Genomic DNA, 13802 nt, shown 5'->3' on the forward strand with positions numbered 1-13802 from the left:
ATGGGACGTATCACAGGAACACTGCTCGCCACCGCAAGTACCGCAACCCTGACGCTGTCGTCGATGGCCATGGCCCCGATGGCGGAGGCGGCCCCGCACCAGGTGAAATACGTCATCAGCTCCGATCGTGACTTCCTGTCGCAGACCCTGGTCCTGCAGAACGAGCCGCCGAACAAGGCTGCGTACGACTCGGAGTCGAGCAAGTACCTGGTGCGCAACTCGACCCGCATCGCACCCGATGCGCCGTTCGTCGTCGAGACCACGCTGAACGACCCGACACAATGGGCATACGTCAGCGCCAGCGCGGCGGCCAAGGCCGTTACCGGCGCGCCCGTCTTCCACTGCGAGGTCTACGTGGACGGCACTCTCGCCACCCAGGCTGATGGAGAGACCGCGGTCACCTGCTCGCTGCGCCAGTGGTGACTCACTAGTTCTCAACTCGAAAACTCTGTCGCACCCCTGGCTTTGAGCACGAGGGTGCGACTGAGTTTTTTTGTGCGGCCCGAGCACACCATGTGCCGCCTGCTTTCTGGCTGGGGCCGCTAGTCCTGGGGCAGCGCCCGGTATTTCTCGGGCCGGGTACGCCGGACACGTTCGGCCACGAGCGCCCCGGAAATGAAGATCGCCGCGACGAGCCCGCCCAGCACCAATGCCGTTGTGGTGCTCCCCACCAGCAGCGGGAAGTTCTTGATCACCAGTAGCAGGACCGCGGTGAGCCCGACGAACGAGAGCCCCGGCGCGATGGCGGTATGCCAGCGACTCGGCCCGCCTTCCACGTTCCGGAAGAACACGATCACCGCCAGACTGGTCATCGCCATGAGGGCCACGAGGCCAAGTGTTGATGCGCCCGTGCACCACATGTAGGTCTGTGTGATCGGGTCCCATCCGGCTGCTCCGACCGCGATCATCGCCGTCAGGGAAATCGCCGTGAAGGTCAGCGATGACCGCGATGGTGTGCGGTGGCGGCGATCGATCACTGCCAATGTACGGGGCAATAAACCCTTTGTGGCCAAGGTGAATTGATACCGGGTGATGACGTTGTGGAAGGACAGTACGCACGCGAAGAAGCTCGTCACCAGCAGCACCTGGATCACGTCGGTCAGAATGGGCGAGACATAACTGCGAGCCAGATTCTGTACTACGGCCTCCGGCTCCGCCGATGCCACGCCGACCGCGTTGTCCGTACCCAGCCCCGTGACCACTGCCCATGCGGCCAGGGCGTAGAACAGGCCGATGAAGACCACCGCGATGAATGTCGCACGGGGGATGGTCCGATCGGGGTCCTTGGCCTCGTTGCGAAAGACTGCCGTGGCCTCGAACCCGATGAAGGAGAAGAATCCGAACATCAGGCCCAGACTGGGCGCGCCTGTCGCGAATGCTTTGGGCGACAACGGTTCCAGCGTAAGTCCGGCGGCTCCGCCGCCGGAGATGATGCCGATGTCGACGAGGACGACGGCGAGTGTCTCGGCGATGAGCAAGACACCCAGCACTTTCGAGCTGAGTTCGATATCGCGGTACCCGAGAATCCCGACCAACGAGATCCATCCGAGAGCGCTGGCCCACCACGGCACGCCGACGTGGACAGTCGTGAGCAACGCGGAGGTCGCGACGCCCAGATAGGCGTAGAGCCCCAGGAGCATCACCGCATACGAACCCAGCGCCAGCGCGGCGGCGCCGACACCGATATGGCGGCCCAGTCCGCATTGGATGTACGAGTAGAACGCGCCGGCATTCGGCACGTACGTGCTCATCGAGGTGAAGCCGACCGAAAACAGTGCCAGCACGATCATTGCCACCAGAAAGAACTGCGGTGCCGCGGTGCTGGCGCTGACCGCGATGACGATGGGAATGCTGGCGGTCACGACGGCGAGAGGGGCAGCCGCCGCGACGACCATGAACACGATTGACCCGACCCCGAGCCCACGGTTCAGCATGCTGGGGGAGTCGACGGTTTCCTGGGATTCAGTGTGCGATGCGTTGATCATCGTTGTCACCTTCTGACGGCATTGTCGGACAGTGCGGGCGTGTGCGGTGGCATTTCACTCGGAGTCGAGTACCCCGCGTAGCACGATGCTTTTGACTTGGGTGAATTCGTCAAGGGTGTAGGCGATTCCCTCGCGACCCAGGCCACTTTTCTTGTATCCGCCGAACGCCGCCACATCTGGCCGATAGGTGTTGCCGCCGTTGACCGAAACGATGCCTGCCTTGATTCGCCGCCCGGCGTCGATGGCGCGATGGAGATCGTTGGTGAAAACTGCCGCGTTCAAGCCGAACTGCGAGGAGTTGGCGATGTCGATGGCCGCATCGAGATCGTCCACCGCCAGGACCGCGAACACCGGGCCGAAGATCTCTGTGTCCGTGGCGATACCAACGTTGGTGTCGATCTCCAACAGCGCGGGGTCGATGAAGGCGCCCCGCCGAGTGCCCCCGACCAGCAGGCGTGCGCCCTGCTCGACCGCGTCCAGGATCTGCCGCTCGACGGTACATGCGGCCTCCATGGTGATCAGCGGGCCTACGTCGGTGGTTTCGCATGATGGATCGCCCACGCGCAGGGCACCGACTCGGCTGCTCAGCAGGGCAAGGAATTCCTCGTACCGGGAGCGCACCACCATGATGCGCTTGGTGGCGACGCAGACCTGGCCGTTGGCATAGGTGCGGCCCGCGATGGCGTGATCCGCCGCCGCATCGAGATCGGCGTCCTCGCAGACGATGAACGCGTCGTTGCCGCTCAATTCGAGGAACACCCGCACGATGTTCCTGCCCGCGTTGGCCGCGATGATCGCGCCGACCGCGGTGCTGCCGGTGAACGTGACAGCCGCGATATCCGGGCTCTTGGACAGGTGGTCGCCGACGATGTCGCCGTAGCCTGTCACCAATTGCAGTGCGGCACCGGGGACTCCGGCGCGGTGCAGGATCTCCGTCAGCATGATGGTGACGAGTGGGTCGTCCTCCGGGGATTTGACGATCATGGCATTGCCGGCGGCGAGCGCAGCCCCGACCTTGTGCGCGTAGAGCTCGGCGGGAAAGTTGAACGGGACGATGCCGACCATGATCCCCAGCGGTTCACGGATCGTCACCATCAGATCACTCTGCATGCCGTCCTGGATGTCGAGCGGAATGGTCTGCCCGAACAGCCGTTTGGACTCCTCGGCGAAGCCGTCAAAGATGCGCGCCGTCGTGTCGATCTCCAGCTGAGCGTGAGTGAATGTCTTGCCGTTCTCGGCCGAAAGCATCGCGCTGAGCTCATCCCGACGAGAACGGATCTGTGCCGCAGCCTCCTTGAGGATCGCAGCCCTGCGGAATGTCGGTGTCTCGGACCAGGCTTGGAATCCGTCAGGGGCGGCGTCCAGAGCATCCTGGGCGTCCTGGACAGTACCGGCGGGCACGGTGCCGATGAGGTTGTCATCAAACTTGTTCCGGATCTCGATGACCTCGCCGGAGGCGCTGTCGCGCGCCTGGCCGGCTATCGACATTCGGTGTCTGATCAGCGTGTGCATCGGTGCGCTCATTCGTGAGTTCCTCTCGCGGGCATGGCCTACGCACTCACGCGTTGGGCCGACGCGCCCATGATGCGAAATATGCGCCCACGGCGGACGAACTCCGAACATCGTGCCCGGCCCGAGCCTCATGTCGCGAAGAATTTCGGTCTGATGGGGCCCGGGGAGGGCGCTGGCCGAATGTTCTTCGGTGATTAGTGGATCGGCCGCCGCATTTCCTCGTAGCCACTGACGTACTCCATGTGCTGCACGCCGATGTAATGGTCGAAGACAATGCTGGTGGTGGTGGCGGCGACGGGGCCGGAGCTGAGCTTGGCGGCGACGAAATCACGCAGCTGGCTCGTGGACGTACAGGCCACATGAATCAGGAAATCATCGGGCCCGCCCATGTGAAACACGTTGAGCACCTGGGGAAACTGAATCACCCGACTGGCGTAGTCCTTGACCTGATCCCGGGCTGGGGGAGGTAGCCGGACAAACACGATGGCTTGCACCGGGAACCCGAGGGCCTCGTAGTCCACAAAGGCGTTGATCGACTTGATCAAACCCAGTTGTTCGAGTCGCTTGATACGTGCGTGGCAGGTCGATGGCGCGATTCCCGCCTTGCGCGATAGCTCGTTGTTGGGGATACGACCGTTGGCGTTGAGCTCCCACAGGAGCAACTCGTCAATCTCGTCGGTCTTGATGTCGCGTGCCCGTTCGTCTTCATACCGCTGCATGCATGACCTCCTGATCGGCCGGATTGATGTAGGTACCGCTCCGGTTCGGATGCGGCAATTCGTTCGGATTCACCTGGACGATACGGATGGCCGACGAAAAAAGTACTTGGTTTGGGTGGAATTCCGAAGGAAGTTCAGCATGTCGGGTATCCGTTCGAAGCATATCCCACCATAGCGGGGTGCCGGCTGAATCAGGCCGGGATAAGAAATCGCACCTGTTGCGCCACAACACCGTTGGCGATCGAGGTGGCATCCAAGCCTCGTCACCTGCAAAGGAGCAGAAACCGATGATTCCGACCAAGGGAACGCCCGACCGCGCCGCCCTGGTGAAACACCTTGCCGACCGCGCCAAGTTCGTCCGTCTGGAGACGGTGCGCCTGTCCAGGATCGCGGGCGCCGGCCACTACACATCCTCGTTCTCGGCGGCGGAGCTCTTCTCGGCGCTGTATTACGAGATCTTGCAATACAACTCCGCCGATGCGAAGTGGCCTGACCGTGACCGGTTCGTCCTCAGCAAGGGCCACGCGGCAATCGGGCTGTACCCGATTCTGGCCGATGTCGGCTACTTCGATCCCTCGGAGCTCGAGAGCTACACCCGGTTGGGTAGCCCCTTCGGCGACCACCCCGATATGAAAAAGGTACGCGGCGTGGACTTCAGCTCGGGTTCGCTCGGGCACGGGCTCTCGATCGCCGTCGGGATGGCCTTGGCCGGACGCGTGGGCAAGCGACTGTATAGGACCTTCTGCATGCTCGGCGATGGCGAGCTGCACGAGGGACAGATATGGGAGGCGGCAAATGCCGCGGGTCACTATCGGCTGGGGCGCCTGGTCGCCATCGTCGATCGCAACATGTTGTGCATCGACGGATTCACCGATGACGTGATGGCCGTCGAGCCCATCGAAGACCGTTTTGGTGCTTTTGGCTGGCAGACACATCGGGTGGACGGTCACGACCTGGATGCGCTGCTCGATGTGTTCGACAGTCTGCCGAACGTGGCGGACGGCCCGCCGCAACTGATTGTGGCGGACACCGTGAAGGGACGCGGAGTGCGGCTCATGGAATACAACCCCGACTGGCATGTCGGCAATCTTGTTGGGGCCGACTACGACAACGTGATCGCGGAGCTGGAAGCCGGCCTGCTCCCGCTGGAGGCAGTGAAATGACCGAGACTCAGGATCAGGCAGAGATTTTCGGGGGCGGCGCCACCGAGCTGCGCGACAAACGTTCGTTCGACGGCAGTGATGTCAGTTCGATCCCGGCGTTCGTGTTCGGTGACGAGCTCGCCGACCTCGCGGACGCGGACCCACGCGTCGTGGTGCTCACCGCGGACCTTGCCAGTGCGAACCGTGCCACCGATTTTGCCGAACGGCACCCGGATCGGTTCTTCAACATGGGGATTGCCGAGAAGGGCATGATCACCACGGCGGCAGGCATCGCCTCGTGCGGCTATGTGCCTTTCGCGGCGACCTTCGCCTCGTTCTCGGCGTTGTTGTGCGCCGAGCAGATTCGGACCGACTGCGCCTATCCGCGGATGCCGGTGCGCATCGTCGGTCACCACTCGGGCATGTCGATGGGGTTCTACGGCACCAGTCACCACGCGCTGGAAGACCTGGGCGTGTTGCGCACATTCGCCGAGTTGACCGTCGTATGCGCCACCGATGCCAACCACCTGCGGGCCATTCTGCGTGCGGCCGTGGACCATCCCGGCGCCATGTACATCCGGTTGGGCCGTGGTCGTGATCCTGAGGTCTATCCGGCGGTTCCGCAGATCACGTTCGGTCGGGCCATCAGAGTCCGGGAGGGCACGGACCTGACCATCATCGCCACCGGAACCGAGGTACATCCCGCGTTGGAGGCGGCTGCGGAGCTGGCCGAATGCGGTATCAGCACAAGGGTTGTCGATATGCACACGGTGAGTCGAGTGGATACCGACGAGGTGCTCGTCGCCGCGCTCGAGACCGGCGCCATCCTGACTGTTGAGGAGCACAACATCACCAATGGGCTCGGCTCGGCGGTGGCGGAGGCCTTGTTCGCGGCTGGTGTTCAGGGCGTGCGGTTCCGTAAGCATGGTGTACCCGACGAATACATCCCGGTCGGGCCGCCGGCCGCGCTGTACGCGGCGTACCGTTTGGACGCGCCGGGTATCGCCGAGGTCGCCAAGGAGCTGCTCCGGTGACCGCCGACAATGACACCGGCCTGTCCAAGCGCGCGTCGGCCGTCATCCCCGGGGGAATCTACGGACATATGAATGTCCGCGGATTCTCGGACACCTTGCCGCAGTACATGGTTAGCGGTGAGGGCTGCCGCCTGACAGACACCGAGGGCAAAACCTACCTCGATTTCATGTGTGGCTGGGGTCCGGTGGTCCTGGGCCATCGTCACCCAGGCGTGCAGCGTGCGGTCGAGCGTCAGATTGCGCGCGGTGACTGTCTCAACGGGGCCGCGCCCGTCATGGTGGAACTGGCCGAGCTGTTGGTCGACACCATTGCGCATGCGGATTGGGCACTGTTGGCCAAAAACGGGACCGATGCCACCACTGCGTGTCTGACCATTGCCCGCGCAGCGACCGGACGGCGCAAAGTGCTGATGGCGCGCGGTGCGTATCACGGGGCTGTGCCGTGGTGCACACCGGTGAATGCCGGTGTCACCCATGAGGACCGGGCCCACTTGGACTACTTCGAATTCAACGATCTGCCTTCGGTATACGCCGCCGCCGAGCGCGCCGGTGACGATCTCGCGGCCATCATCGTCTGTCCATTCCGGCATGACATGTACCGCGATCAGGAGCTCGTCGATCCGGAATTCGCGTGTGGACTACGCGCACTGTGTGACAGGACGGGGGCGGCGCTGATCCTTGACGATGTGCGCTGTGGATTCCGGCTCGCGCTGGCGGGCAGCTGGGAGCCGCTGGGCGTGCGCCCCGATCTGTCTGCGTGGTCGAAGGCGATCGCGAACGGATACGCATTGGCGGCCGTCACCGGAACCGATGCGTTGCGCGAGGCGGCGACGCAGATTTTTACCACGGGTTCCTTCTGGTTCTCCGCGGTGTCGATGGCGGCGGGAATCGCCACCATCACCGAGCTGCGGGATACCGACGCGTTGCAGGACATCCGGCGGGCCGGGCAGCGTCTACGGGACGGGCTTGCCGCGCAGGCACACTCCCACGGATTCGAGATCACCCAGTCCGGCCCGGTGCAGATGCCGTTGCTTCACTTCGCCGATGACGACGACTTCGCCCTCACCCGGCGCTGGTGTGACGAGGCCGGTGCTCGCGGTATCTACGTGCATCCGTACCACAACTGGTTCCTCGGCGCCGCACACACCGATGCCGATATCGATGAAGCATTGCGGCACACCGATGCGGCATTCGAGTCCTTGGCGCGGAATCGGTGACCTCGATGAAGGTCACTGCCGCCGTACTTGAAGAATCCGGTCGGGCAAGGCCTTTCGCACTGTCACGGCCGATCTCCGTCGGTGAGGTCGACCTGGCCGAACCGGGGCCGACAGAGCTACTCGTCCGGATCGAAGCGGCGGGTGTCTGTCATTCGGATCTCAGTGTGGTCGACGGCAACCGGATCCGCCCGTTGCCCATGCTGCTTGGGCACGAAGCGGCAGGAATCGTGGTGGACGTGGGAACCGCGGTGACGGACATCCGGTGCGGTCAGCGTGTGGTGATGACCTTTCTGCCTCGATGCGAACAATGCGAGGCCTGCGCCGAGAACGGGCGGTTGCCATGCTCGGCCGGCTCGGCGACGAACAACGCGGGCCGGCTGTTGGGTAACGGTCTGCGTCTGCACCGCGCGGGTGCGCCCATCCACCATCACCTCGGGGTATCGGCCTTTGCGACTCACGCGGTGGTCGATCGGGCCTCTGTGGTGCCGGTCGGCATGGACATACCCCCCGATATCGCGGCGGTTCTCGGCTGCGCGGTGCTCACCGGGGGTGGCGCGGTGCTCAATGTCGCGAAACCTGAACCGAAGGACGCGGTCATGGTGGTGGGGCTGGGCGGCGTCGGGATGGCCGCGATCATCACCGCCAAGGCGATAGGGGTGGAGAGAATCATCGCCGTGGACACCGTTGGGCAAAAACGCGTCCGTGCCGTAGAGCTCGGCGCCACCGAGGCATACCTACCCGATGAGCTTGCGGAACAAGGAATTACGGCGCGCTATGTGATTGAATGCGCCGGGCATCCGCGGGCCTTCGAGATGGCTTTCGCCGCCACCCGACCGGGCGGGACGACCGTTACCGTTGGACTGCCCGCCCCGGCGGCACGGGCGTACGTCTCTCCGCTGACGCTGACCGCGGAGGCGCGCACCGTGGTGGGTAGCTACCTGGGGACGGCTGTGCCGTCCCGGGACATTCCGCGCTACGCGCAACTGTGGCGAGCGGGGAAATTGCCTGTGGAGAAACTTATTTCGTCCCGGATAGAACTCGCACACATCAACGAGGCAATGGATCTGCTTGCCGACGGGCTGGCCATCCGTCAAGTGATCATGTTCGATCAGCCGGCGAATACGTAGACCCAGGCCGTGGCGCCGGAGCGCAGCGGCACCGAAATACGCCGGTAGTCATCGACTTCGTACTCGTCGGCAGCGGCCAGCTGTTCGGCCGTGATGGAGAAAACCGTCCCGGGAACCTCCGCCGCGGCATCGGCCGACGGGCGCAGGATGGGATGGCGATCGCTGCCACTGCTCGCGATGACATGCGGGTCGGTGATGGTCACGTAGTCCAGATCGAATCCGACGATGGCATCGGTATGTCCGTCGAGTTCCTGCCCGAAGGTGGTGCGCTGCACTTCGGGCTGCTGCAGGGTGCCGTAGGAAAACAGGAGTTCGGTCGCGGTATCCGTCACGCCCTAAGTCAATCAGGCCGCCGTCGGGGACGCGTATGGTGTCAGCCGCCGAGGTGCACGGATCCGTCGGGATCGACCCGCCAACCGGGGTTGTGGGCGATTTCCCAGATCAGCCCGTTGGGGTCCTGGATGTGAGCATGGAAGACCCCGCCGAACTGGCTGGGCTGCGGAGCTTTGAGGATCGTGCCGCCGGCGGCAGCCATGACGTCGGCCAACGCACTCACATCTGCCGCGGAATAGACGTTGTGCGCCAACGTGATTCCCGAGACTCGTGCATGATCGCCGGACGTGGCGAGATCCTCGTTGAACTTGTCCGCGAGGAAGAAGCCCAGCAATTGTCCCGGCGCGCTTTGGTAGAAGATGATTTCACCCTCGACATCCAGCAGCGGGGCCCAGCCCAGCGCGCCATAGAAATCGCGGGTGGCATCCAGATCCGTTGCGGCGATGGTGACAAAGTGCAACTGCTGCTTCATGGCGCCAAGCCTAGATTCGCGTTCTGACAGGGCGCGGGGGATTGACAGGGCATCGAACATATGTTCGCATAGAGGCATGCGGTGGCACGGTCAGACGCTGGACGCCGAGGATGGCGCGCTCCCTGGCTTGGAGCGTATCGGTCTGGTGCGCAGTGTGCGCACACCCGAATTCGAGGGCATCACATTCCATGAGGTGCTGTGCAAATCTGCGCTCAACAAGGTTCCGGCCGTGTCGATGCTGCCGTTTCGGTTCACGGTCAATGCGTTTCGCGGTTGTGCGCATGCCTGCCGCTATTGTTTCGCCCGGCCGACACATGAGTACCTGGAGTTCGACAGCGGCGCTGATTTCGACAACCAGATCGTGGTGAAAACCAATCTGGTTCCGGTGCTCAGAAAGGAACTGGCGCGCAAGTCATGGGGCCGTGAGACGGTCGCGCTCGGCACCAACACCGATCCGTATCAGCGGGCCGAAGGGCGCTATCAGCTGATGCCGGGCGTCATTGCGGTGCTGGCAGATTCGGGCACGCCCATATCAATTCTGACCAAAGGTACCCTGCTGCGCAGGGACCTACCGCTGCTGGCCGAGGCGGCCCAGCAGGTCCCGGTGAGTCTGGGGATATCACTGGCCATAGGCGATGAGGTACTACATCAGGAAGTTGAGTCCGGAGTGCCCTCGCCGCAAGCGCGACTGTCGCTGATCGCCGCGGCACGTGAGGCCGGATTCGAACCGCATGTGATGGTGGCGCCGGTGCTTCCGTTTCTGACTGACACGGTGGAGCACCTCGACGATCTGTTGAGCCGCATCGCGGATGCCGGCGCGGCGGGTGTGACGGTCTTCCCTCTGCATTTACGCGGGACGACACGCGGCTGGTTCATGTCCTGGATATCGGACTCCCACCCCGAGCTTGTCGGCCGATATCGCGAGCTGTACCGCAAGGGTGCATACGTACCCGCCGAGTATCGGGCATGGTTGCGTGAGCGAGTGGCGCCGCTGGTCAGCAAGTACGGGCTGGCGTCACGCCGGGAGGAAACTCCGGCGAGGACACCGAAAACGGCGCCCGTGCTGGAGCCCACCCTGTTCTAGCGGGCCCCTGAATCTAGTTCAGGCTCTGGGCATTGAAGGTGTCGCAGGTGCGGTAGTCGCCGGTGCTGTATCCCTGTGTGAACCACCGCTGGCGCTGCTCGGACGAGCCATGGGACCACGCCTCGGGGTTGACCCGTCCGGTCGCCCGCTTCTGGATGCGGTCATCGCCGACCGATGACGCCGCCGACAGCGCGTCCCGAATGTCCTGATCTGTCAAGGGCTTCAGGAAGGGAACACCGGTGTTTTCCTGGACGGTGGTCGACGCGTGCTTCGCCCAGACGCCGGCGTAGCAGTCGGCCTGCAACTCGGTGCAGACGCCGCCGCCGGCCTGCCCCTCCGCGCAGCGATGGTTCTTGCCCAGCACGCCGAACAGGTTCTGGACATGGTGACCGAACTCGTGGGCCACCACGTACTCCTGTGCCAACGGGCCTCCGCTGGAACCGAACTGGTCAACCAGAACCTGGAAGAAACTGGTGTCGAAGTAGGCGGTGCGGTCGGCGGGGCAGTAGAAGGGGCCCACCTCGGTGGTGGCCGCACCGCATCCGGTATTCACCTGGTTGCTGAACAGCTTGACGTTCGGTCGCGGGTACTTCGGGCCGAGGATCTGTGTCCAGACGGCGTCCACCGAGTTGCCGGTGGCGATGATGCGGCAGTCCAGCGCCTTGTTCGCGTCAGCACCGGTCTTGCAGTGGCTGAAATCCTGGGTCTGCTCCTGGGCCGGGCCCACCTGCTGTTGGCCCTGTTGCTGCAGGACCTGGCTGGGGTCGCCGCCGAGCAGCATCACCACCACCGCGATCAGTAACCCGCCCACGCCACCGCCGATGGCCATCTTGGGGCCGCGGCCCATGCCACCGCCCGAGGTGGTGCTGGTGTCGATCTGCATGCCTTCGTTGAAGGTCATTGGTCTGCCACTCCCATGTGTTCCGGGGCGATCGTTGCTCGCGCTGCCGCCCACCTTTGCATACTCCAGCGACGCCCGGGTCGCTAGAGGGTCGGCGAGTTTTTCACCCACGGCTCGGCTTGTCGTCACCGGCAGCTCGCCCCCACCCGCACTACGATTCGATACGTGGCCGTTGACGTCGCCCTACCGACAATCGTCCGCACGCCATTGGGGGATCTGCGCGGCACCATCGACGGTGGGGTTTCGGTCTGGCGCGGGGTGCCGTACGCGCAGCAGCCCGTCGAGCAGCTTCGATTCCTGGCACCCGTGCCGTTGGAGCCCTGGGACGGCGTGCGCGATGCCATCGAGCACGCTCCATTGCCCCCACAAGGAAAATCGTTCGTGGGCGCCGGACGCGATGACCCGAAGATTCGGGGCGAAGAGTGCCTGACTCTCACCGTGTGGTCGCCGGACGTGCGCGCCAGCCTGCCGGTGATGGTGTGGATACCCGGCGGTGCCTTCGTGTTCGGCGCCGGCCAACTGGAGTTGTACAGCGGGGCGCGGCTCGCCGCCAACGGCAACGTCGTCGTCGTCAATGTCACCTACCGCATCGGAGCCCTGGGCGGGTTGGAACTCAGCGCGCTGGGGGAGGGCTTCGACGACAACCTGGCCCTACGCGATCAGATCGCCGCGCTCACGTGGGTGCGGGACAACATCGCGGCCTTCGGCGGCGACCCCGAGCACGTCACGATCTTCGGTGAGTCGGCCGGAGCGACATCGGTGCTGGCGCTGCTGGCGAGTCCGGCGGCGGAAGGACTGTTCGGCCGCGCCATCGCACAGAGTCCGGCACTGCCACTGATCGCCGACAAGGCGCTGCGTGACCGGCGTGCACATCGGTACCTCGAGCTACTCGACGTCACCGACCCGAGCAGACTCAAGGTCCTGCCGCAGCGCGAACTGCGCCGCGGCGCGGCCAAACTGCAGATTGAGAGCGCGACCGACACCCCGGTCCTCGGATACGGGCTCGCGCACGGCACCGAGCTGCTGCCGCATCACCCAATCGAGGCGGCTCGGCGCGGCGAAGTGCATCAGGTGCCGCTCATCATCGGGTCCAACAGCCATGAGGCATCGATGTTCGCCCGTGTGAAACCGCCGATGCTGCCCACCACGGAACCGACGGTCAACGGCTACTTCAATCGAGTGGGCCCGGAGTATCAAGACGCGATCATCGCCTCCTACCCGGGATATCCGAGCCGCCAGGCGCTCGTCGCGGTGGGCTCCGATGCCATGTTCGCCGCCCCCATGTGGGCCTTCGCCGACGCCTACAGCGCCTTCGTCGATACCTACATGTACCGCTTCGATCACACCGCGTGGGGACTCAAGCTCCTTGGCCTGGGCGCCACCCACGGCAGCGAGATCGTGCACGTCCAGCACAGCTATGGATCCTTCGTGGGCATGTTGTTGAGCCCCTTGGGCGCGCGGATGATGCCGTCTGTCGGGCGGCGCATGCAACGGGCCTGGCTGGACTTCGCCACCGGAGCGGGGCCGCAGGACTGGCCCACTTACGGCGCGGACGGTCGACGAACCCGGATCATCCGGTCACGATCCGATGTCACCATCGAAGACCCGGACTCGGTGCGCCGCATCGCCTGGGCTCAGGTGCACTGAGCCGTCTCAGAACACCCAGCTGCCCGCGGGCGCGATGACGAATCCGTGGTCGGCCTTCGATGAGTAGGTGGTGGGCTTGAATCGGCAGGCGAGCACTCCGTCGCCCGGGATCCCACAGGTGAAATCGGGGCCCAGCACCCGTAGCTGTTGCCCCGGTTCGAGCAGTGGAACATCTTCGGCCGCAGGGAATCTCGGCGTGAGATGGGTGCGGAAGCTCGCGGGCCCGAGGTCATTGTCGAATGTGATCTGACTCAGGTCCACGCCCACCGTGCCCGCCGGTGCGCCCGGCACAGGGCCCTGGCAGATCAGCGTGCCGGAGACCTTCCAGAAGAAATTCGCGCACACCACACCCTCTTTGGTGCGAAATTGCAGGTCCCAGTCCAAATCAGCAGGCGGCTGCCCGCCGTACTGGTGGCGTTGGTCGGGGTTCGCGAAGGTGGCGGCAGGAACCACTTCGAGCTTGTAGATATCCGGGAATTTCGGATCAGCAGAGGACGCGGGTAGGTTGCTCAGGCCGGTCAGCGTCGCCGTCCCGATAAGCACCGTCAACCACCGGTAAAGCGGGCGCCAAGCGCCGGGTCTGCGCACGCGTCAACATTAGCTGAGCGGACGTCGGTATTTGGCCTACT

14 protein-coding genes are annotated in these 13802 nt (G+C 64.2%); 7 read left to right on the forward strand and 7 right to left on the reverse strand.

Going from position 1 to position 13802, the window contains the following annotated elements:
• A complete protein-coding gene (locus tag BKG76_RS20130) occupies window positions 1–423 on the forward strand; it encodes a hypothetical protein (RefSeq protein ID WP_070940005.1) in 423 nt (140 codons plus the stop codon).
• 119 nt (window positions 424–542) lie between these two features.
• Here the strand turns inward: BKG76_RS20130 and BKG76_RS20135 are convergent, their stop codons facing one another.
• The 3 genes from BKG76_RS20135 to BKG76_RS20145 all read right to left on the reverse strand — a co-directional run bounded on the left by BKG76_RS20135 (window position 543) and on the right by BKG76_RS20145 (window position 4216).
• Window positions 543–1985: an APC family permease gene (locus BKG76_RS20135; RefSeq protein WP_070939495.1), complete on the reverse strand. Its 1443-nt coding sequence runs from the start codon at window positions 1983–1985 to the stop codon at window positions 543–545.
• Window positions 1986–2039: 54 nt separating this feature from the next.
• Entirely contained in the window at window positions 2040–3509 is a 1470-nt protein-coding gene (locus BKG76_RS20140) for an aldehyde dehydrogenase family protein (protein ID WP_070939496.1), read from the reverse strand.
• Window positions 3510–3691: 182 nt separating this feature from the next.
• Entirely contained in the window at window positions 3692–4216 is a 525-nt protein-coding gene (locus BKG76_RS20145; protein ID WP_070939497.1) for an Lrp/AsnC family transcriptional regulator, read from the reverse strand.
• Window positions 4217–4503: 287 nt separating this feature from the next.
• On the opposite strand from BKG76_RS20145, the gene BKG76_RS20150 reads away from it, so the two are divergent.
• Genes BKG76_RS20150 through BKG76_RS20165 form a run of 4 tightly spaced genes read left to right on the forward strand, consistent with a single transcriptional unit; the run spans window position 4504 to window position 8736 of the window.
• A complete protein-coding gene (locus BKG76_RS20150; RefSeq protein WP_070940006.1) occupies window positions 4504–5379 on the forward strand; it encodes a transketolase in 876 nt (291 codons plus the stop codon).
• Window positions 5376–6392 (forward strand): transketolase family protein, encoded by a 1017-nt coding sequence (locus BKG76_RS20155; RefSeq protein ID WP_070939498.1) that lies wholly within the window; start codon window positions 5376–5378, stop codon window positions 6390–6392. Before BKG76_RS20150 ends, BKG76_RS20155 begins: the two co-directional genes overlap by 4 nt.
• Window positions 6389–7609 (forward strand): aminotransferase class III-fold pyridoxal phosphate-dependent enzyme, encoded by a 1221-nt coding sequence (locus BKG76_RS20160; RefSeq protein WP_070939499.1) that lies wholly within the window; start codon window positions 6389–6391, stop codon window positions 7607–7609. Before BKG76_RS20155 ends, BKG76_RS20160 begins: the two co-directional genes overlap by 4 nt.
• 5 nt (window positions 7610–7614) lie before the next feature.
• On the forward strand, window positions 7615–8736 hold the full coding sequence (locus tag BKG76_RS20165) for an alcohol dehydrogenase catalytic domain-containing protein (RefSeq protein ID WP_070940007.1): 1122 nt from the start codon (window positions 7615–7617) through the stop codon (window positions 8734–8736).
• Here BKG76_RS20165 and BKG76_RS20170 read toward each other — a convergent pair.
• Window positions 8718–9068, reverse strand: a complete 351-nt coding sequence (locus BKG76_RS20170) for a gamma-glutamylcyclotransferase family protein (RefSeq protein ID WP_070939500.1) — start codon at window positions 9066–9068, stop codon at window positions 8718–8720. The genes BKG76_RS20165 and BKG76_RS20170 overlap by 19 nt on opposite strands.
• 41 nt (window positions 9069–9109) lie before the next feature.
• A complete protein-coding gene (locus BKG76_RS20175; protein ID WP_070939501.1) occupies window positions 9110–9541 on the reverse strand; it encodes a VOC family protein in 432 nt (143 codons plus the stop codon).
• A 76-nt stretch (window positions 9542–9617) separates the two neighbouring features.
• Here BKG76_RS20175 and BKG76_RS20180 point away from each other — a divergent pair, with 76 nt between their 5' ends.
• A complete protein-coding gene (locus BKG76_RS20180) occupies window positions 9618–10625 on the forward strand; it encodes an Rv2578c family radical SAM protein (protein WP_070939502.1) in 1008 nt (335 codons plus the stop codon).
• 13 nt (window positions 10626–10638) lie between these two features.
• On the opposite strand, the gene ypfJ is transcribed toward BKG76_RS20180, so the two are convergent.
• Window positions 10639–11526 (reverse strand): KPN_02809 family neutral zinc metallopeptidase, encoded by an 888-nt coding sequence (gene ypfJ, locus BKG76_RS20185; protein WP_070939503.1) that lies wholly within the window; start codon window positions 11524–11526, stop codon window positions 10639–10641.
• Window positions 11527–11682: 156 nt separating this feature from the next.
• Between ypfJ and BKG76_RS20190 the strand changes: the two genes are divergently transcribed.
• Window positions 11683–13173 (forward strand): carboxylesterase/lipase family protein, encoded by a 1491-nt coding sequence (locus BKG76_RS20190; protein ID WP_407937669.1) that lies wholly within the window; start codon window positions 11683–11685, stop codon window positions 13171–13173.
• Between the two features lie 6 nt (window positions 13174–13179).
• Here the strand turns inward: BKG76_RS20190 and BKG76_RS20195 are convergent, their stop codons facing one another.
• Entirely contained in the window at window positions 13180–13761 is a 582-nt protein-coding gene (locus BKG76_RS20195; RefSeq protein WP_131815833.1) for a hypothetical protein, read from the reverse strand.
• Window positions 13762–13802 lie beyond the last annotated feature (41 nt).

The sequence above is a fragment of the Mycobacteroides franklinii genome (genome assembly GCF_001853795.1).
Taxonomy (GTDB): Bacteria; Actinomycetota; Actinomycetes; order Mycobacteriales; family Mycobacteriaceae; genus Mycobacterium; species Mycobacterium franklinii.